The organism is Denitromonas ohlonensis (assembly GCF_007625205.1).
In the GTDB taxonomy this organism is placed as follows: domain Bacteria; phylum Pseudomonadota; class Gammaproteobacteria; order Burkholderiales; family Rhodocyclaceae; genus Nitrogeniibacter; species Nitrogeniibacter ohlonensis.
This window is the reverse complement of the sequence record NZ_VMNI01000007.1, coordinates 330,304-351,069: the sequence shown is the minus strand read 5'-3', so window position 1 is coordinate 351,069 and position 20,766 is coordinate 330,304. Positions and strand designations below refer to the sequence as shown.

Annotated in this window: 17 protein-coding genes; 4 read left to right on the top strand and 13 right to left on the bottom strand. The window is 62.6% G+C overall.

The annotated features are described in order from the left end of the window. Positions 1–6: 6 nt before the first annotated feature. The 4 genes from tpiA to ylqF all read right to left on the bottom strand — a co-directional run bounded on the left by tpiA (position 7) and on the right by ylqF (position 4,045). Positions 7–756, bottom strand: coding sequence for a triose-phosphate isomerase (tpiA, locus tag FHP89_RS08860; RefSeq protein WP_144173259.1), 750 nt, complete (start codon positions 754–756; stop codon positions 7–9). Positions 757–843: 87 nt separating this feature from the next. Next, positions 844–2,205 (bottom strand): phosphoglucosamine mutase, encoded by a 1,362-nt coding sequence (gene glmM, locus FHP89_RS08855; RefSeq protein WP_144173257.1) that lies wholly within the window; start codon positions 2,203–2,205, stop codon positions 844–846. Positions 2,206–2,306: 101 nt separating this feature from the next. Continuing rightward, entirely contained in the window at positions 2,307–3,131 is an 825-nt protein-coding gene (folP, locus tag FHP89_RS08850) for a dihydropteroate synthase (protein WP_144173255.1), read from the bottom strand. Next, positions 3,131–4,045, bottom strand: coding sequence for a ribosome biogenesis GTPase YlqF (gene ylqF / locus FHP89_RS08845; RefSeq protein ID WP_144173253.1), 915 nt, complete (start codon positions 4,043–4,045; stop codon positions 3,131–3,133). The genes folP and ylqF overlap by 1 nt, the downstream gene beginning before the upstream one ends. Before the next feature lie 295 nt (positions 4,046–4,340). On the opposite strand from ylqF, the gene FHP89_RS08840 reads away from it, so the two are divergent. The 3 genes from FHP89_RS08840 to FHP89_RS08830 all read left to right on the top strand — a co-directional run bounded on the left by FHP89_RS08840 (position 4,341) and on the right by FHP89_RS08830 (position 9,485). After that, positions 4,341–4,550 (top strand): cold-shock protein, encoded by a 210-nt coding sequence (locus tag FHP89_RS08840; RefSeq protein WP_144173251.1) that lies wholly within the window; start codon positions 4,341–4,343, stop codon positions 4,548–4,550. Positions 4,551–4,760: 210 nt separating this feature from the next. Next, entirely contained in the window at positions 4,761–5,873 is a 1,113-nt protein-coding gene (locus FHP89_RS08835) for an Eco57I restriction-modification methylase domain-containing protein (protein ID WP_186300183.1), read from the top strand. A gap of 228 nt (positions 5,874–6,101) precedes the next feature. After that, positions 6,102–9,485 (top strand): EAL domain-containing protein, encoded by a 3,384-nt coding sequence (locus FHP89_RS08830; protein WP_144173247.1) that lies wholly within the window; start codon positions 6,102–6,104, stop codon positions 9,483–9,485. A gap of 84 nt (positions 9,486–9,569) precedes the next feature. Here the strand turns inward: FHP89_RS08830 and clpB are convergent, their stop codons facing one another. Further along, entirely contained in the window at positions 9,570–12,161 is a 2,592-nt protein-coding gene (clpB, locus tag FHP89_RS08825; protein WP_144173245.1) for an ATP-dependent chaperone ClpB, read from the bottom strand. A 279-nt stretch (positions 12,162–12,440) separates the two neighbouring features. On the opposite strand from clpB, the gene FHP89_RS08820 reads away from it, so the two are divergent. Then, complete coding sequence (locus FHP89_RS08820; RefSeq protein ID WP_144173243.1) at positions 12,441–12,977, top strand: phasin family protein; 537 nt, start codon at positions 12,441–12,443, stop codon at positions 12,975–12,977. Positions 12,978–13,079: 102 nt separating this feature from the next. Here FHP89_RS08820 and moaE read toward each other — a convergent pair whose 3' ends face one another. The 8 genes from moaE to FHP89_RS08785 all read right to left on the bottom strand — a co-directional run bounded on the left by moaE (position 13,080) and on the right by FHP89_RS08785 (position 20,765). Beyond that, complete coding sequence (gene moaE, locus FHP89_RS08815) at positions 13,080–13,541, bottom strand: molybdopterin synthase catalytic subunit MoaE (protein ID WP_144173241.1); 462 nt, start codon at positions 13,539–13,541, stop codon at positions 13,080–13,082. 4 nt (positions 13,542–13,545) lie between these two features. Continuing rightward, a complete protein-coding gene (moaD, locus tag FHP89_RS08810) occupies positions 13,546–13,800 on the bottom strand; it encodes a molybdopterin converting factor subunit 1 (RefSeq protein WP_144173239.1) in 255 nt (84 codons plus the stop codon). A 7-nt stretch (positions 13,801–13,807) separates the two neighbouring features. Continuing rightward, positions 13,808–15,007 carry a molybdopterin molybdotransferase MoeA gene (locus tag FHP89_RS08805; RefSeq protein WP_144173236.1) on the bottom strand — a complete coding sequence of 400 codons (1,200 nt, stop codon included), beginning with the start codon at positions 15,005–15,007 and terminating at the stop codon, positions 13,808–13,810. Then, positions 15,004–15,507, bottom strand: coding sequence for a molybdopterin-guanine dinucleotide biosynthesis protein B (mobB, locus tag FHP89_RS08800; protein WP_144173234.1), 504 nt, complete (start codon positions 15,505–15,507; stop codon positions 15,004–15,006). Before mobB ends, FHP89_RS08805 begins: the two co-directional genes overlap by 4 nt. A 171-nt stretch (positions 15,508–15,678) precedes the next feature. Continuing rightward, complete coding sequence (locus FHP89_RS08795) at positions 15,679–17,097, bottom strand: solute carrier family 23 protein (RefSeq protein ID WP_260851530.1); 1,419 nt, start codon at positions 17,095–17,097, stop codon at positions 15,679–15,681. 84 nt (positions 17,098–17,181) lie between these two features. After that, the gene (locus tag FHP89_RS20925; protein WP_186300182.1) at positions 17,182–17,319 is read right to left on the bottom strand and encodes a hypothetical protein; all 138 of its coding nucleotides are present in this window, start codon (positions 17,317–17,319) and stop codon (positions 17,182–17,184) included. A 12-nt stretch (positions 17,320–17,331) separates the two neighbouring features. Further along, the gene (locus FHP89_RS08790) at positions 17,332–18,963 is read right to left on the bottom strand and encodes an electron transfer flavoprotein-ubiquinone oxidoreductase (protein WP_144173784.1); all 1,632 of its coding nucleotides are present in this window, start codon (positions 18,961–18,963) and stop codon (positions 17,332–17,334) included. 11 nt (positions 18,964–18,974) lie between these two features. Then, positions 18,975–20,765: an acyl-CoA dehydrogenase gene (locus FHP89_RS08785; protein ID WP_144173230.1), complete on the bottom strand. Its 1,791-nt coding sequence runs from the start codon at positions 20,763–20,765 to the stop codon at positions 18,975–18,977. Position 20,766 lies beyond the last annotated feature (1 nt).

Here is a 20,766-nt window from a genome sequence, read left to right as displayed (position 1 = left end):
TTCTAATCAAACAGCGACTGCAGCCTTGCAAATCGCCAAAAAAGCTTCCGGATCCAACGCAGCGCCACCGACGAGCCCGCCATCGATATCGTCTGCCGCAAACAGCGCGGGAGCCGTTTCGGGTTTCACGCTCCCACCATACAAAATCTGTACTCGATCAGCCGCCGCCCGAGAAACACGGCCAAGCGCGCCGCGGATTGCTGAATGCACCGCAATCGCTTCGTCCACCGTGGCGGAGAGCCCAGTGCCAATCGCCCAGATCGGTTCGTAAGCGATGACCAGGCGCTCGACCCGGTCAGCACCGAGCGCCAGCACCGGCGCCAGTTGCTCCGACACGACAGACTCGGTCTGACCTGCCAGGCGCTCGTCTTTTGTCTCGCCAACACAAACAATCGGTGTCAGACCGTTTCGCAATGCCGTCGCTGCTTTGTCCGCCACGCACTGACTCGATTCACCGTGTCGCGCGCGACGCTCTGAATGACCGACGATCACATAGCGACAGCCCATATCCCGGAGCATACCGGCGCTGACTTCGCCAGTGAAAGCGCCATCGTCGCACTCACTCACATCTTGCGCGCCGAGATGCAGCGCCGAGCCAACCAGTGCAGCGCCAGCCTGATCCAGATACGGAAACGGCACGCAAACTGCGACATCGACACCGCGTGGCAAATGCGGCGCGAGCGCGGACAGCAAATCTGCCGCCATGTCGCGCCGACCATGCATCTTCCAGTTGCCTGCTACCAGTTTCGATCTCATACGCTTCGCTGCGAGGGCGGAAAAATCCGACGATTGTAACCGCCCGCCCGCTCCTCAGCAAACAAAGCGACCCAGGATCCAGCGCACTCAAACGGTCTCGCCGAACGCGGCACGGACGGTGTCCGCCAAATGGGTCGCATGCCGCTCAACCTCGTCGGCGTCGCTACCCTCAACCATCACCCGGAGCAGCGGCTCCGTACCCGAGGGGCGCAACAGGACGCGACCACGATCACCCAAGGCCTCCGCGCTCGCGGTTTCGGCCGCTGCGATGCGGCTGTCCGAGCGCCAGTCGAAGCCCTGCGGCATTCGCACATTGATCAAGCGTTGCGGGTAGAACACCAGGTCCGCGCAGGCCTCCTTGAGTGAAACGCCTCGCTCGCGCAAGGAAGCCAGGACCTGGAGCGCGGAAACAATGCCGTCGCCGGTCGTATGATGATCGAGGCTCAGAATATGCCCCGAGTTCTCCCCCCCCAAGCGCCAGCCCTTCTCCTGCATCATCTCAAGCACATAGCGATCGCCCACTTTGGCGCGCGCAAACGGCACGTCCATACGCCCGATGGCATGCTCGAAGCCGAGGTTGCTCATCAGCGTACCGACCACACCATTGAGTTTGCCCGAGCGCTTCATGGCCACGGCAATCACATAGATCAGCTTGTCGCCGTCATAGATTTCACCCGCCGCATCGACCATCACGACACGATCAGCATCGCCATCCAGCGCGATGCCGATATCCGCGCCGTGCGTCAACACCGCATCGCGCAGATACTCGGGCGAAGTTGCACCGACACCATCATTGATATTGAGGCCGTCCGGCCGAACGCCGACCGACACCACCTCTGCCCCGAGCTCGTGCAGCACTTTCGGTGCAATGTGATAGGCCGCGCCATGCGCGCAATCGAGCGCGATTTTCATGCCGCGCAGATCAAGCTCGTTCGGGAAGGTACTCTTGCAGAACTCGATATAGCGGCCAGCCGCATCTTCGATACGGCGCGCACGCCCCAAGCGGTCTGACGACACGCAGCCCATGCCCTCATCGAGGTGCACTTCAATCTCGCGCTCGACGGCATCGGGCAGCTTCGCGCCACCGGCCGAGAAAAACTTGATGCCGTTGTCGTAGAACGGATTGTGAGACGCGGAAATGACGACGCCCGCCTGCAAACGCAGCGCCCGGGTCAGGTAGGCCACCGCCGGCGTGGGCATGGGTCCAGCCAAAATAACGTCTACCCCGGCGGCCGAAAAACCCGCCTCCAGCGCGGCTTCGAGCATATAGCCAGAGATCCGGGTGTCCTTCCCGATCAGCACCGTCGGTCGCTCGCCCTTGGGCAACTGCTCCCGCATGACCAGGGTCACGCCCGCCGCGTAACCAAGGCGCATCACAAAATCAGGCGTAATCGGCGCATCACCCACTCGCCCGCGCACCCCGTCTGTCCCAAAATACTTTCTGCTCATCGCTCTTCCCGCTTCAGTATGCTGTCAGTTGCGGCCAGGGCCGCCCCAAAAAATTCTCGCCCGATTATGACATTCGCCGTCGGTTTTCAGCGTGCAAACGCTCACGCCATCACCGCGTCGAGTACCGCCAGTGCATCCCGGGTCGCCGCCACATCATGCACACGGACGCAGACAGCGCCCGACTGCACCGCCAGCGCGGCTGCAACAGCGCTGGCCACCAGACGCGCCTCCACCGGCTGCCCGGTCAACGCGCCCAGCATGGACTTGCGCGACACCCCCACCAGCACCGGCGCCAGCGCCGCAAACTGCGGCAAGGCGCGGAACAGGCCCAGGTTGTGCGCCAAGGTTTTGCCAAAGCCGAAGCCCGGATCAATCAAAATGCGCTCTCTGACCACGCCGGAGGCACAGACCGCGTCCATGCGCTCGACCAGCGCAGCCTCGACCTCCGCCACCACATCGTCGTAATGCGGCGCATCCTGCATTGTTCTGGGCGCGCCCTGCATATGCATCAGGCACACCGCGGCGCCGCTGGCCGCCACCGCTGCCAGTGCGCCTGGCGTTCGCAATGCGTTGATATCGTTGATCATGTCCGCGCCGGCACCGATCGCCGCGGTCATCACCGCCGGCTTGACCGTATCCACCGACAAAGGCACGCCCCAGCCAGCCAGCGCCTCAACGATCGGAATCACGCGATCCAACTCTTCCGCCTCACTCACCGCCGCAGCGCCGGGCCGGGATGACTCCCCACCCAAATCGAGTACATGCGCGCCATCCTGAACGGCCCGTTCGGCGCGACGCAAGATATCGTCGCGCTGTTTCAGCAGGCCATCACCCGAAAACGAATCCGGGGTGACATTCAGAATCGCCATGATTTTCGGTGTCGACAGGTCGAGCCGAAAGCGGCCACAGATCAGCACGCCGGCCATTACGCCTCGCCGTCCGCCGCTGAAGACACCGCCTCAGCCGCTGCCGCCATCGCCGCCGCCGCCGCGATCATGTCAGCCCGGCTGCTCGGCGTTTCGAGGCTGATCGGCCCCAGTGCGCCGCTGCGGTAGTCGGCCAGCAACACCAGCGCCGCCTTATCGACGTCCACGCCACCACCTTTGACCAGGCATCCGCGCCGGCGCGCCACCTCTTCCACCAGACGCACGCCATCAAAGCCCGCCACGTCGGTCTTGTAACGCGCGGCCAGACGCTCCGGATAGCGCGACAGCAGCAACTGACCCAGCGCGACCGCCACATCAAACTCGGCGACGGCGTTAACGCCAATCGCATGACTGGCCGCCAGCATGAAGCCATCGGCGTCGTATGCAATTTTCGGCCACAACATCCCCGGCGTATCGACCAGCGACATGGTGGGGCTGATATCGAGGCGCTGCTGAGACTTGGTCACCGCCGGCTCATCGCCCACGGCCGCCACACGGCGCTTGAGCATGGCATTCATCAGCGTGGACTTACCCACGTTCGGAATCCCCATGATCATCATGCGCAAGGGCTTGGTGCCATCGCTGCGATGCGGTGCCAGTTGCTGGCAGAGTTTGGGCACACGGGCCACTTCTGCCGGCTTCTTGCACGAAATGGCCACCGCCTTGACGCCCGGTTGCTGATTGAAATAGGCCAGCCACTCCGCCGTCGCGGCCGGATCAGCCAGGTCAGACTTGTTGAGCAACTTGAGGCAAGGACGTTGACGGTGCGCACGCAAGGACTCGATCATCGGGTTCGTGCTCGCCGCCGGCAGGCGCGCATCTACCACCTCGATCACCACATCGATCTTTGCCATGACTTCGGCCGCTTTCTTGCGCGCCGAATTCATATGCCCCGGGAACCACTGAATAGTCATGCTTGCCTTCGATCCACTTGATTTAGGCGCGATTATCCCATTTCGCGGCCACACCCGGCGGTTCATCGTCAAATCGCACTGCCCGCCGGGGTTTGACGCTGCCACAAAGCACTAGACACCCGGGTAAAAAGGTGTATCGTGTCGGGGCAGTCGCTTCAAGCAGTTGTCCTTGCAGGTGTTTCTTCGCGGTGTTTGGTTAAACCGCCCACGTTTGAATCCCCTCAGTACGTTTCTTGATAGTTCCTGCAGGTGGGCTATACGCCCAGATTTTGTTTTTATTATGGAACACGTATAAATGAGCACTCAAACCGGCACCGTGAAATGGTTCAACGACTCCAAGGGCTTCGGCTTCATTACGCCTGATGGCGGTGGTGACGACCTGTTCGCGCACTTCAGCGAAATTCAGGGCAACGGCTTCCGCACCCTGGCTGAAAACCAGCGCGTCGAGTTCGAAATCCGCACGGGCCCCAAGGGTCTGCAGGCTGCTGCTATCCGCGCTGTCTGATCGGATTTAGCGTCTGACGAAAAAAAGCGCGGCTCTGGCCGCGCTTTTTTGTCGACATCCCGCCCCGCTCCACGCCCCTGGGCATTGCCCGGTTCGGTCGCTTCGGCTACCGTGGCGCCTCCTCCGACTCCTCTGCCTGCGCCCCTTTTGCCCGACAGAAACGTTACCTCTCTTGGCCAAGTCTTTACACCGGCCGCGATCGTCAAGCTGATGCTCGACCTGCGTCAGCGCGAGGGGCGTGTCCTTGAGCCTTCGGCGGGGGCCGGCGCGTTCAGCGACCAGATCAAATCCTGCGTCGCCATTGAGTTCGACCCGGCAGTGGCCAACGCCTCGATGCTGCAAGCCGATTTCTTCAGCTACCCGCAATCTGAGCGCTTCGACACCGTCATCGGCAATCCCCCCTATGTGCGCTTTCAGGACATTCCCGAAGTCACCCGGTCACGGCTCGACATGCAGCATTTCGACGGGCGCAGCAATCTGTTCCTGTTCTTTATCGACAAATGCGTACGCCACCTCGCCGACGGTGGCGAACTGATCTTCATCGTACCGCGCGAGTTCATCAAACTGACCGCCGCGCGCAAACTGAACCGCTACCTGTACGACACCGGCACCATCACCCACTGGATCGAAACAGGCGACACGCGGATCTTCTCCGGAGCGCTCCCCAACTGTGCGATCTTTCGTTTCGAGAAAGGCGACTTCAGCCGCCGAACGCAGTACCGCGCACTGCAAAACCCACAGTGGGAACCGCGCCAGTTCATTGAAATGGATGGCCAGCTCGCTTTCTCCCCGGCGCCCATGACCGTCGCGCTTGCCGACCTCTTTTCGGTCAAGGTCGGCGCCGTGTCGGGTGCCGACGATGTCTTCGCGCACCCGGACGGCAATGTCGAGTTTGTGTGTTCCCAAACCGTCGACAGCGGCACCACCCGGCGCATGCTCTACAACCAGCCACACCCCGACCTGATCCCGCACAAGCCCCGCCTGCTCACCCGTCGCGTGCGCCGGTTCGACGAAAGCAACTGGTGGCACTGGGGCCGCACGTATCCGCTCAGCGACGCGCCGCGCATCTACGTCAATGGCCGCACCCGCCGCGACGCGCCCTTTTTTCTGCACCCGGCCCGCGCGTACGACGGCGCAATTCTCGCGTTGTTTCCCCACGACACCCGCATGCCAATGGACCAGGCCGTCCATTTGCTGAATACGGCTGTGCCCTGGGAGGCGCTGGGCTTCCGGGTGGATGGACGCTTCTTGTTTACACAGCGCAGCCTGCAAACGCTGCATCTGCCCGATGGCTTCCGCGCACTCATCACCGACCAACACTGAGCCGCACATGGCACCCCCCGCCGCCGGCGTTCCACGCGGCACGCACTGTCGTCGCTACACCTTCCCGATGAACGACCGCGTCCAAAGGGCCGCACCGCAAGATCACCGCCAGCGCTGACGCGTGGCTGAAACAGACCGTTTCCGGCTATCATCGCGCCACCACCTCGCCGCCAATCGGGCGCACGGAACAGCGCATCCGTGTTGCGCCCCGCGCCCCTGATCTGACCCATGAGCACTTCACGCCGATCGATCAAGCACCTCCTGCTGGGTATGATGCTGGCCTGTCTTTACGCCATGGTCAGCATCTCTGCGCAGGCCCAGACAGCCGCCGCGGCGGCGCTCACCGACCAGGAGCGTGCCTTCCTGAATACGGCTGGCCCGATCGTTTTCGTCAGCCAGACAAACTACCCACCTTTCGAATTCGTCGACCCTGCCACGGGCGCCCGCAAGGGCATGATGATCGAGCTTGCCACCTGGATCAGCACCGAATTTGGTTTTCACGCCGAATTCACCGACGCGGTTTTCGTCGAAGCCCAACGCGCCGTCCTGGAAAACCGCGCACAGGTGCTGACCAGCTTCTTCTATAGCGAAGAGCGGGACCGTGACTTCGACTTCACCGATACCGTCTTCGAGATTCCGGCCACCATTTTTGTCGCGGCGGACCGACCGGACGTCACCAACCTCGCGAGCCTCCACGGAAAGCGGATCGCCATTCAGCGCGGCGACTACGCACTGGACTACCTGCTCGCCCGCGGCATCGACTTCACCCTTGTGGCAACCGACTCTTTCGCCCAGGCCAGCGCGGCAGTCATCGAGGGCCGCGCCGACGCACTGATCGGCGACGAACAGATCGTCTTGCACTACCTCTACAGCAACGGCCTGAATACGCGCATGAAGAAGGTCGGCGACCCACTGTATGTCGGCCGAAATGCCATGGCCGTCAAGGACGGCAATCGCCTGCTGCGTTCCATTCTCAACAAAGGCATCGCGCGCGCGCGGAGCACCGGTGCGCTGGAGGGCTTGAACTGGAAATGGGCCGGCACCCATTTGCCCGACCGAGGTATTGATGTCCTGGCTTACTGGCCCTACGCACTGGCGATCCTTGCGCTGCTGGCCTGGATTTTTTTCTGGAATCTGCGCCTCAGATACGTTGTTCGCGGAAAAACAGCCTTGCTTCTTCAGAACCAGGTGCGCCTGGAAGGAATCATTCAGGGCACGCGGGCAGGCACCTGGGAGTGGCATATCCCAAGCGGAAACATCGTCATCAATGATCTGTGGGCCGAGATGCTCGGCTACTCGCGTGCTGAGTTGCACACACTGACCGCCCACCGCCGCGACCAACTGCTTCACCCCGACGACCGGGAGCGATCCGCGACCCTGTTCGCTCAGCACCTCGCCGGCGAAAACCCGCACTACGCATGTGAAGTCCGAATGCGCCACAAGAACGGGCACTGGATCTGGCTGCTGGAGCGCGGTCAGATTACCGAACGGACGGCCTCCGGCGCGCCGGCAACGGTCTCCGGGACCCAGATCGACGTATCAGCCAGCAAGGTCGCCGAAGTCGAACTGCAGCTCACCTCGAGCGTCTTCGCCGCCGCCCGGGAAGGCATTCTCATTACCGACGCCGAGGGCACGATTTTAAACGTGAACGACGCGTTCACCCGGATCACCGGCTACGCCCGCGATGAAGGCATCGGCAAGAATCCGCGCATTTTGCGCTCGGGCCGTCACGACGCCGCGTTCTATGCCTCCTTGTGGCAACACCTTCTCGAAGCGGGATTCTGGGAGGGCGAGATCTGGAACCGGCGAAAATCCGGCGAGATTTTTCCTGAGATCCTGACGATTTCGGCCGTTCGCGACACCAAGGGTGCAGTGTCTCACTACGTCGCCGTGTTCTCGGACATCAGTCGTCAAAAGGAAAACGAACAACAACTCGAGCGCCTCGCATTCTTTGACGATCTCACCGGCTTGCCGAATCGCGTGCTGCTGGCCGATCGCCTTGGCCAAACCATGACCCGGGCCCGTCGTAACAAGACACAGCTGGCCCTGGCCTACCTCGACCTCGACGGTTTCAAGGAAATCAACGACTCCCAGGGGCACGCGGTGGGCGACCGCGTGCTGGTCGCCACCGCCGAACGCCTTCTGGAGACGCTTCGCGAAGAAGATACCGTCGCGCGCTTCGGTGGCGACGAGTTCGTCATGGTGCTGCCCGACATCCACGACGACGCCGCCGTGGAAGCGATCATGCATCGGCTACTGACCAAGATTTCAGAGCCCATCCATATCGACCAGCAACAGCTGCAGGTCTCGGGCAGCATCGGATTGACACACTATCAGGGTGACGTCGACCTCGACTCCGACCAACTGATACGTCAGGCAGACCAGGCCATGTACCAGGCCAAGCAGACCGGCAAGAACCGTTTTCACCTGTTTGACGCCGACCACGAACGCGCCGTACGCGGCCGACATGAAAGCATCGCCCGCATCCGGCAGGCACTCGCCGACAACGAGTTTGTGCTCCATTACCAGCCCAAGGTGAACATGCGGACCGGCGCCCTGATCGGCGCCGAAGCGCTGATCCGCTGGGCGCATCCCGAACGCGGTCTGCTGGCGCCCGGCATGTTCCTGCCCGATATCGAAACCGACCCCACAAACATTGCGCTGGGCGAATGGGTCATCGCGGCGGCGCTGACGCAGATCGACACGTGGCAACAAGCCGGCATCGAAATTACGGTCAGCGTCAATGTCTCGGCGAATCATCTGCAACAAGCCGATTTTGTCGAACGACTGCAGGCCTTGCTCGACAAGGCCCCCGACGTGCCACCGGCCCACCTGGAACTGGAAGTGCTGGAAAGCAGTGCGCTCGAAGACATCAACCATGTCTCCAAGGTCATCGCCGCCTGCGCCGATCTCGGGGTGCGCTTCGCGCTTGACGACTTTGGCACCGGCTACTCGTCGCTCATCTACCTCAAACGCCTGCCGGTCCACGTGCTCAAGATCGACCAAGGCTTTGTGCGCGACATGCTCCACGACCCCGGCGACCTGTCCATCCTGGAAGGCGTGCTCGGACTGGCGCGCGCGTTTCACCGCGAGGTCATCGCCGAAGGTGTCGAAACGGAACAACACGGCAAACTCTTGCTGCAACTGGGCTGCGAGCAAGCCCAAGGCTATGGCATTGCCCGCCCGATGTCCGCCGAAGCCCTCACTGCGTGGGCACAAGGCTGGACGGCCCCTGTCGCCTGGGCGCAGACCGGCCAATTGGATCACCAGGATATCGAGCTGCTGTATGTCGCCTCCGAGCACCGCGCCTGGATCGACCAGCTCAACCACTTTGTGCGCGACGACTCGGCCGAGGCACCGGAAACCAACCCACATCGCTGTCGTTTTGGTCAGTGGCTCGACAAGAAGCTGCTGGACGCGCGCCCACCCGGCCCGCTGGCTACGCTCGACACATTGCACCAAGCCCTGCACGCCCATGGCGAACAACTCGTCACGCACCACCTCGCGGGCGACACGGACGCCGCCATGCGCGCCTTGGCCAATGTGACTGAAAGCAGCCAGGATCTGCTGGAGCGCATCCAGTTCATCGTCGACGGTCGATCGCACCGCTAAGGCAAGCGCCCGACACATCCAGCGCATACGCAAGAAAGGCGCCCTGGGGCGCCTTTCTTGCGTTAATCCGCAGCACGGAAAGACTTACCCGACTGCGGCCGCTTTTTCGAATCGCATCCTGCCGCCATCGGCGTCGACCCGGATCACGTCCTTGGCCGCAAACTGCCCCTCCAGAATCGCCTTGGCCAGCGGATTCTCGATACGCTCCTGAATCGCCCGCTTGAGCGGTCGCGCGCCAAACACCGGGTCGAAACCCGCGTCGGCCACCTGGGCCAGCGCCGCCTCCGACACCTGCAAGCCCATTTCCAGGCGCGCCAGACGCTTCTCGAGATGCTGCAACTGGATGCGCGCAATATTCGCGATGTGCTTTTCATCCAGGCTGTGGAACACCACCACCTCGTCGATGCGGTTGATGAACTCGGGCCGGAAATACGTCTTCACCTCAGCCATCACCGCCAGTTTGATCACGCCGTAATCATCCCCCGCCATCTGCTGAATCATCTGGCTGCCCAGGTTGGAGGTCATAACGATCACGGTGTTCTTGAAGTCCACCGTGCGGCCCTGACCATCGGTCATGCGGCCATCGTCGAGCACCTGCAACAACACGTTGAACACATCCGGATGCGCCTTCTCGACCTCGTCGAGCAAGATCACCGAATAGGGCTTGCGACGCACCAGTTCGGTCAGATAACCGCCCTCCTCGTAACCCACGTATCCCGGCGGCGCGCCGATCAAGCGGGCGACCGAGTGCTTCTCCATGAACTCACTCATGTCGATACGAATGAGATGCTCCTCGCTGTCGAAGAGGAACTCGGCCAGCGTCTTGCACAGTTCGGTCTTGCCCACACCCGTGGGGCCCAGGAACAGGAAGGAGCCGTAGGGCCGGTTCTCATCCGACAGCCCGGCACGCGAACGGCGGATGGCATCCGATACGAGCCGCACCGCCTCATCCTGACCGATCACCCGCTCGTGCATCTTGTCTTCCATCTTGAGCAGCTTGTCGCGCTCGCCCTGCATCATCTTCGATACCGGAATCCCGGTCGCACGCGACACCACCTCGGCAATCTCTTCGGTGCCCACCTGGGTGCGCAGCAACTGGTTCGGCACGGCGGCGTCACCATTTTGCTCGGCGGCCTTCAACTGCGCCTCGAGTTGCGGCAGCTTGCCGTACTGCAACTCGGCCAGTTGCTCGTACTTGCCACCACGCTGCAACTCGGCCATCTTGGCGCGCAGGGCGTCGATCTCTTCCTTGATATGCGCCGAGCCGTGGGCGCGGGCCTTCTCGGCCTTCCAGATCTCTTCCAGATCGTTGTACTCGCGCTGGAGCTTTTCGAGCTGTTCGTCGATCAGCTGCAAGCGCTTGATCGAGGCCTCGTCCTTCTCCTTCTTGACCGCCTCGCGCTCGATCTTCAGCTGAATCATGCGGCGGTCGAGCTTGTCCATCACCTCGGGTTTGGAGTCGATCTCCATCTTGATTCGCGAGGCGGCTTCGTCGATCAGGTCGATCGCCTTGTCGGGCAGGAAGCGGTCGGTGATGTAACGATTGGACAGTTCCGCGGCAGCGACAATCGCCGGGTCGGTGATGATCACGCCGTGGTGGATTTCGTACTTCTCTTTCAAACCGCGCAGGATCGCCACCGTCGACTCCACACTCGGCTCATCGACCAGCACTTTCTGGAAGCGGCGCTCCAGCGCGGCATCCTTCTCGATGTACTTGCGGTATTCATCCAGCGTCGTCGCGCCAATGCAATGCAGCTCACCACGCGCCAGCGCCGGCTTGAGCATGTTGCCCGCGTCCATCGCGCCCTCGGCCTTGCCGGCGCCGACCATGGTGTGGATCTCGTCGATGAACAGAATGATCCTCCCTTCGTCCTGGGCAATATCCTTGAGCACCGCCTTGAGCCGCTCTTCGAACTCGCCGCGGTACTTCGCCCCCGCCAGCAGCGCCGCCATATCGAGCGACAACACCCGCTTGTCCTTGAGCGTCTCGGCCACCTCACCATTGACGATGCGCTGGGCCAGGCCTTCGACGATGGCCGTCTTGCCCACGCCGGGCTCGCCGATGAGCACCGGATTATTCTTGGTGCGCCGCTGCAGAATCTGCACTGCGCGGCGGATCTCGTCGTCACGGCCGATCACCGGATCGAGCTTGCCCTGACGCGCGCGTTCGGTCAGGTCCATGCAATATTTTGACAGCGCCTCTCGTTGCCCCTCGGCGTCCTGCGAGCCCACATTCTGGCCGCCGCGAACCGCCGCGATCGCCGACTCCAGATGCTTCTTCACCAGCCCGTGCTCACGCAGCAAGCGGCCGGTTTCGCCCTTGTCGTCAGCCAATGCCAGGAGGAACATCTCGCTCGCGATGAACGCATCGCCCTGCTTCTGCGCCGCCTTGTCGGTCAGATTGAGCAGGTTGCCGAGATCGCGACCGACCTGAACATCCCCGCCATGCCCTTCAACCTTGGCCAAGCGCTCAATGCTGCTCTTGAGCGCCGATTTGAGCGGCGCCACATTGACGCCAGCGCGCTGCAGCAAGGACGCGGTGCTGCCATCGTCCTGCTCAAGCAGCGCCAGCATCAAGTGTTGAGGCTCGATGAACTGCTGGTCGTTTCCGACGGCAATGCTGCCCGCATCGGACAGCGCCTGTTGAAATTTGGTGGTGAGCTTGTCGAAGCGCATGAAGACATCCTTTTCCGTTTGACCCGTTGCTCCCTAAATGGGGCGTCACCACGAACATTTCAAGACGCTAATGCAGCATTCATCCGGAATCTGTTGCTGCAATGCAACAAACACCTGTTTGAACATGAACATATCTGATCCATAAGCGTATTCTCCAATTCCTCAATGTGTTACTTTGGGTGAATTGAGACGTCTGTGGCCGCCGGAAATTTTTTTCTGCTACGGCGCAATACCTGTCAGTCGGCTCAAACCCAATTCATTGAGCGAGGAGGAATCACCATGGCGATCAAACCCGAACAACTTAACGCACTGCAGAAAAAGAACCTCGAAGCGGCGATGCGCCTGGCGCAGATGTCGATCGAAAACTCGCAGCGCATCATGGAACTGCAGGTTCGCACGGCCAAGACCCTGTTCGAAGACGGTGTCAACAACGCCAAGGCGCTGACCACCACGCAGGACCCGCAAGACATGCTTCGCCTGCGCACCGAATACGCACAGGCCTCGACCGAGCGCATGCTCGCTTGCGCCCGCGAAATCGCTGAAGTGGCTGCTCAAGCACAGACCGAAGTCGGCAAGATGGTCAGCGAGCAGCTGGCCACCGGCGGCAACGACGTGTTCGAAGCCATCAACAAGATGTTCACCGGCATGCCCATCACCGACCAGAACGCCATGGGCGCTGTGCAAGGTGCCATGGACAACGCCCGCGCTGCTTTCGAGCAAATGACGCGTGCCTCGACCGAAGCCTTCCAGGCCTTCACGCAGGTCGGCGCCGCCGCCCAGCAGCCGGCCAAGCGCGCTCCGGCCCGCCGTAAGTAATACCGACCCGGCTTACTGCCAGGTATGAAAACGGCGTCCTTTCGAGGACGCCGTTTTTTTATGTCATGGCACAACGCAGCCTTACATCAAAACGCCGGCATCTCAGCGTCGGGACTCCACATCCAGCCAGCGAGCCGCGGCAGTATCGTCGGTGTCGCGCGCATCGACCCACCGGCTACCCTCGGGTGTCTGTTCTTTTTTCCAGAACGGCGCGCGCGTCTTGAGAAAGTCCATGATGAACTCGCAGGCCGCAATCGCCTCGCCGCGGTGCGCACTGGCCACGCCCACAAACACGATCTGCGCGCCCGGCTGGAGCGGCCCCACGCGATGAATCACGCGCACGGCGAGCAAGCTCCAGCGCTGCTTTGCCTCGGCGACGATCTCGGCCAACGACTGCTCGGTCATGCCCGGATAATGCTCAAGCGTCATGCACTGCACGCCGTCGGACGCACCGCGCACCAGTCCCAAAAAGGTACTGACCGCGCCGATGTCCGTACGCCCGGCCGACAAGGCCCGTGTTTCAACGCCCACATCAAAATCGGCTTCCTGGACTCGAACTTCCATCACCTCAGCCTCCCGTTACCGGCGGAAAAAATGCCACTTCGTCGCCCGCAGCCAGCACCTGCTCGTCCGCAGCCATGTGTTGATTGACGGCTGCCCGCACATTATGGCCCGGCGCGAGTCGCTGCCAAGTTTCACCGCGAGCGCTCAAATGCGTGCGCAACGCGCCAACGTTACCAACGTCGGCAGGCAACACGACGGCCTCTTTTGCCATGCCCAGCGACTCGCGAAGGCTGGCGAAATAAAGAATAGTCAGATTCATTGGCGAATCAATCCAGAAGATCGGAGAAAGGCGTGTAGGAGACCATCTGACCGCGCCGGATGGGTTCGCCCGGTGGGACTTCCGCCAGGCCATCGGCCCACACCGTGGACGTCAGCACACCAGAGCCCTGATTGTCGAACAAGCTCAGGCCGCCCTCGGCATTGACCTGAACGCGCAGGAATTCGCGCCGCTTGATCGGCTTGAGCCAGTCAAAGTCGGCCCGCAGTTGCACCGGCTTCGGCAACACCTCGCGCACACCCTGACACGTGAGCAAAAACGGGCGCACCAGCAACAGAAAGGTCACAAAGGTAGACACCGGATTACCCGGCAGACCGATAAAGGCGGCCTCACCCACCCGGCCATAGGCCAGCGGCTTGCCCGGTTTGATGGCGATGTTCCACAGATTGAGCGAGCCTTCGGCCTCGACGGCGGGTTTGACATGGTCTTCTTCACCCACCGACACGCCACCCGAGGTGATGATCACATCGTGGCCGTGCGCGGCGGTGCGCAGCGCCTGGCGGGTCGCGTCGAGTGTATCGGCGACGATGCCCAGGTCGGTCACTTCGCAGCCCATGCCATCGAGCAAGGCGTTGAGTACAAAACGGTTCGAATTGTAGATGGCGCCTTCGCGCAGCGGCTCGCCGGGCATCACGAGTTCGTCACCGGTGAAGAAGATCGCCACCTTGAGACGGCGATGCACCGACACGGCGGGGATGCCGATCGATGCGGCCAGACCGAGTTCCTGCGCGCGCAGGCGGGTGCCGGCGGTGAGCACCGACTTTCCAAGAGCGATGTCTTCGCCGCGCAGGCGGATCGAATCGCCCGTGCTCGGCACATGATTGATGACGACCTCGTCGCCCTCGCGCTCGCACAACTCCTGCATCACGATGGCGTCAGCCCCCGGCGGAATCGGCGCGCCGGTAAAGATGCGCGCGACCGAGCCGGCGGCGAGCGGATGCCCCACCGCACCGGCCGGAATGCGTTGCGATACCGGCAGGCGTGTGCCGGCCGCCGGGATGTCGGCGCAGCGCACGGCGTAGCCATCCATCGCGGAATTATCGAGCGGCGGCACATCGAATTCGGACACCAGGTCATCGGCCAGCACGCGACCGCGAGCCTTGAGCGTGCTCACCAGTTCGGTGCCAGCCACCGGCCGGGCCTGCGCCAGCAATTGCGTGCGTGCGTCTTCAAAGGAGAGAAGGCTCATGGCTGAAAGTCTTCCATCTTGTAGTCGAGAATGAAATCAGTGACCGCCACCGGATCGTTCACATCCAGCGTCGGCAAAGGCGTATCGGTCGCCGCGTCGGTGGCCACGGCCACCACATGCGGATTGTCGGTCCATAGCGGCGGTTTGCCGTTGGCCGGGCGATAGACCTCGACCTTGGGCACCGGCGCGGCCTTGAAGCCTTCGATGAGCACCAGATCACAGGGCGACAGAATCGCCAGTTGCTGGTCCAGCGTGGGTTCCGGCGTCTCACGCAACTCGTGCATCAAGACCCAGCGGCCACTCGAGAGCATCAGCACTTCCTGCGCACCGGCTTCGCGGTGTCGCCAGGAGTCCTTGCCCGGGCGGTCGAGATCAAAGCCGTGATGCGCGTGCTTGATCACCGACACCGCCAAGCCCCGCGAGCGGATTTCAGGAATCAGTTTTTCGATGAGCGTTGTCTTGCCCGAGCCGGAGTACCCGGCAATGCCAAAGACCTTCAAGGTAGTTTCCGCCCTAATGGTTTTACGACTGAGGAGGCCAAGGATACCCCGAAGACCCGCGCGGCGCCTCCGATCTCGATCAAGATCCGGGGGCGCGTTGGTGTTGAACGTGGACAAAAAACGCCCTCACGGATGAGGGCGTTCGGCGGCGCAATTCAACGACGGCTGCGATCAGTTGGCCGGCAACTTGCGCCCGTGCGTGTCGCCGGCTTCGAGGTCGGCGGTGCTGTCACCCAGGATGCTCAGATCTTCCTTGTCGCGCGTGCCGATGTGATGCGAGCGCTCGATCAGGAAGTACAGCACCAGGCCGATCACCACCGCATACACCGTCGATTTCGGATCAGGCATCGCCAGCGTCACCGCCACAATGCCGGCCACGCCGCGCTCGGTCGAGTTCTTCAGCTCTTCCATGCCGACCATGATGCAGATGTAGGCGGTCAGCACCAGCGTGAGCGACAGCGCAATTGGCAACACCGGCTTGAAGATGCTCACCAGCGGCAACATGAAGAGGGCGAAGAAACCGGTGATCCAGAAGGTGCCGCCACCGGAGTAGATGGAGTCCATCGCCTTGCGACCCAGCGCATAGCGCTCGGCCACGGTGGCATGGGCCGCCGTCCACAAGGGGCCGGCCAGACCGGGCCACGGCGCAAAGAACGCGTGGATGCCGTTGCGGATGGCGGTGACCAGGTGCACCCGGGTGATGCCCTCCTCGATCTTCTCGTCCTCGCGCAGGTGATCCACCCGCTTGACCAGCGTAAAGCCGACCACGATGTCGCCAAAAGCGATCACGTAGGCAATGACGGCCGTCGGCAATGCCAGCATGAAGGTGCTCGCATCGGGCATGCCGGTGCTGAACACGAGGTAGTCCCACATCAGCGCGAAGTCGGGATTGGTGATGCCCCACTGCACGTCAGGCATGGGGTATTCACCCACGGCCCAGCCAACCAGCATGGCCAGAATCATGCCCGGCACCATGCCGAAGTTGGAGATGCGCTTGGCCCACACGTTCTTCTCGACAATGCTCTTGAAGGACAGCGAGAACAGCACATAGGCCGACACGATGGAGCCGATGATCAGCGAGATCGGGGTGTTGTCGATACGGCCGCCCACTTTCAGCTCACCCATCATGGCCGCAATACCGGCGCCGATGATGATGCCGGACTTGAGCGAGTTGGGAATCACCGTCACCAGTCGATTGCCCATGCCGGTGATGCCCAGCACCAGAAAGATGAGAAAGACCTCGATCTGCAGCGCGAACAGCGCCTTGATCGCCTCCGGCCCCGGCTCGAAACCTTGCAGGAACAGGATCACCACCGGGATGGCTGGCGTAATCCAGCCTGGCACCAGCGGCACCCCCAGCAGCGCCGGCAGCATGTAGCCGACGCCGGCGATCACGCAGAAGGCCAGCGCAGCCTCGTAGGGCATGCCGAGGTATTTTTGCAGCAGCGGAATCATCGCCAGGCCGACCACAAACATGATCAGGCCCTGAATCATTTCCGGGTATTCCCAACGGTAGTGCACGAAGGGAAGCCGGATCTTGAATGGTCCTAGCGGCCAGTGAGGCTGCTCGGCCCCGTGTTCTCTTTTCATCAGCACGTTCTCATCTCCTTTGGTCAGCGCCGCGAAAGCGACGCAAAAATTACATTTGATGCCACCACCTTAGCGAGCTTGTCGCTACAGCCCGAACACCTCCGGTGCCTGCACGGCGAGCACCAGCGCGCAATACACCAGCACCCGCGCCATGGTCGCGAACAGCCCCGACCACCCCGATTCAAGCGTCTCGTCACGAACGCCGCATACGCCGAGACGCATCACCCGCCCCGCTCACATGTTTGGATAGTTGGGCCCACCGCCGCCCTCGGGCGTTACCCAGTTGATGTTCTGGGTCGGGTCCTTGATGTCGCAGGTTTTGCAGTGCAGGCAGTTCTGTGCGTTGATCTGCATGCGCGGCCCGTCGTCGGCCTCGACCAGCTCGTACACGCCCGCCGGGCAGTACCGCGTCTCGGGCGCGTTGTAGGTCGCGAGATTGATCTGGATCGGCGCGGCGCTGTCCTTGAGCTGCAGGTGGCAGGGCTGCTCCTCGGCGTGGTTGGTGGCCGAGATGAACACCGACGACAGCCGGTCGAAGCTCAGCTTGCCATCCGGCTTCGGGTAGTCGATCGGCGCACACGCCGACGCCGGCTTCAGCTGGGTGTGGTCGGCATGGTTTTTCAGTGTCCACGGCGCCCGGCCACGCAGCACATACGTGTCGATCGCGCTGTAGGCGATCCCGCCCCACAGCCCCCACCGAAAAGACGGGCGGATGTTGCGCACCTGATACAGCTCGTCCCACAGCCAGCTCGCGCGCAGGCGCTCAGCATAGCCGGTCACCTCGCCGCTCCCGTCCGGCACATCGGCCAGATGGTCAAAGATCGCATCGGCCGCTTCCATACCCGACTTCATCGCCATGTGCGTGCCCTTGATCTTGGGCACATTGAGGAAGCCTGCGGTGTCGCCCACCAGCACGCCACCGGGGAAACTCAATTTTGGCAGCGACTGGAAGCCGCCCTCCGACAGCGCCCGTGCGCCATACGAAATGCGCCGCCCGCCTTCAAGGTAGCGACGGATCTCGGAGTGGGTCTTGAAGCGCTGAAACTCCTCGTAGGGCGACAGGTGCGGGTTGCTGTAGTCGAGCCCGACCACAAAACCGATCGACACCAGATTGTCTTCGAGGTGATACAAAAATGATCCACCGTAGGTGTCGCTGGCCAGCGGCCAACCGACGGTGTGCACCGTGAGGCCGCGCTCGTGCACCGCCGGATCAATCTCCCACAGCTCCTTGATGCCGAGGCCATAGGTTTGCGGATCGGCATTGTGGCGCAGGTCAAAGCGCGCCATCACCGCCTTGCTGAGCGAGCCGCGACAGCCCTCCGAAAACACCGTCTGGCGCGCATGCAGCTCGATGCCGCGTTCGTGATTGGGGCCGGGCGTACCGTCGCGGTTCAGGCCCATGTCTCCGGTGGCGATGCCGCGCACCGCACCGAGGTCGTCGAACAGCACTTCGGCCGCCGCAAAACCGGGGTAGATTTCGACCCCCAGCGCCTCGGCCTGCTCACCCAGCCAGCGGCAGAAGTTGCCAAGGCTGACGATGTAGTTGCCTTCGTTGTGCATCTGCGGGGGCGTCGGCAGCTTGCGTGCGCCATGTTTTGAGAGCAGCAGAAAGCGGTCTTCGGTCACCGGCGTATTGAGCGGCGCGCCGCGTTCCTTCCAGTCTGGCAACAACTCGTTGAGCGCACGCGGCTCAATCACCGCGCCAGAAAGAATGTGCGCCCCAACCTCGGAGCCTTTCTCCACCACGCACACCGATAACTCGCGCCCTGCGGCGTCAGCCAGTTGTTTGAGGCGGATCGCGCTCGACAGGCCGGCCGGCCCGGCGCCGACCACCACCACGTCGTATTCCATGACCTCGCGGGCCATCGGCGCGTCCATCAGAAAAGCGCCTCATGCATCGCCAGCACCGACTCTGAACCATTCACGATCGCATCGCGATAGCTGTTGGCCTCGGGCAGCACGTGCTCGGAGAAGTAGCGCGCGGTAATCAGCTTCGCCGCATAGAAGCCGTCGTCCGAATCTGCCAACCGCTCGAACGCCACCAGCGCCGAACGCGCCATCAGCCACCCCCCGGCGACCGTCCCGGCCAGTTTGAGGAAGGGCACCGCGCCCGCGGCCGCGGCCTGCGGATGCGCGTCATAGTTGGCCAGCAGCCAGTCGGTGGCCTCGGCCAGCGCGTACATGCCACCGCCCAGCGCGGCGCCGATGTGGCGCATCTGAGCGTCGCCGTGGCCGTCGAGCTGGCGGCGCGTGGTGGCCATGTCTTCGAGCAGCGCGCGCATGGCGTGACCGCCTTCTCGGGCCACCTTGCGACCGATCAGGTCGTTGGCCTGGATTGCCGTCGTGCCCTCGTAAATCGTGGTGATACGCGCGTCGCGCATGTGCTGGCAGGCACCGGTTTCCTCGATGAAACCCATCCCGCCATGCACCTGGATGCCGTTCCATGTCACGCCCTGCGCGGCCTCGGTACACCAGCCCTTGACCACCGGCGTAAGCAACTCGAGACGACGCTGGTTGGCACCACGCACGGTCTCGTCCGGATGGCTCTTGGCACGATCCATACAGCCGGCCACGTAGTAGGCAATCGCGCGCGTGGCTTCGGTGCGCGACTTCATGTCCATCAACATGCGACGTACGTCGGGGTGGTGCAGGATCGGCTTCTTGTCGCCCGATTTGTCACCAATGATGCGCCCCTGAATACGATCGCGGGCGTAGCCCACGGCCTGCTGGTAGGCGCGCTCGGCAATGCCCACGCCTTCGAGGCCGACGTTGAGCCGGGCGTGGTTCATCATTGTGAACATGTACTCCAGCCCGCGATTGGGCTCTCCGACCAGATAGCCGATCGCGCCGTCCTTTTCGCCGAAAGCCATCACCGCCGTGGCGCTGGCGTGGATGCCCATCTTGTGCTCGATCGAGGCGCACACCAGATCGTTGCGCGCGCCGAGCGATCCGTCGGCGTTCACCAGAAACTTGGGTGCCACGAACAACGAAATCCCCTTCACCCCCGGCGGCGCATCGGGCAGCCGCGCGAGCACCAGGTGGATGATGTTCTCCGCCATGTCGTGCTCGCCCCAGGTGATGAAAATCTTGGTCCCGGAGATGGCGTAGCTGCCGTCGCCACGCGGCTCGGCCTTGCAGCGCACCGCGGCGAGGTCCGACCCGGCCTGCGGCTCGGTGAGGTTCATGGTGCCGGTCCACGTGCCGGCCACCATGTTGGGCAGGAAGGTGTTCTTGAGCTCGTCCGAGCCGTGGTGGGCGATGGCCTCAACCGCGCCAAGGGTCAGCATCTGGCACAACGAAAACGACATGTTGGCCGATTTCCACATCTCCAGCACTGCGGTCGACACCGTCACCGGCAGGCCCTGGCCGCCGAACTCGGTGGACGCCGGCATGCCGTTCCAGCCGGTTTCGCAGAAGCTCGCGTAGGCTTCCTTGAAGCCATCGGCGGTGCTCACCTCGCCGTCACGCCAGGTGTTGCCCTGACGGTCGCCGGGGGCGTTGATCGGGGCCAGCACTTCGGTGGCGAACTTCCCGGCTTCGTCGAGAATGGCTTCGACCAGGTCGGGGCTGATCTCTTCGTTGCCGGGCAGGCCGGCGATTTCTTCCAGACCGGCCAATGCGTTCATGGCAAACAGCATCTCGCGTACCGGGGCAATGTAAGTCGTCATG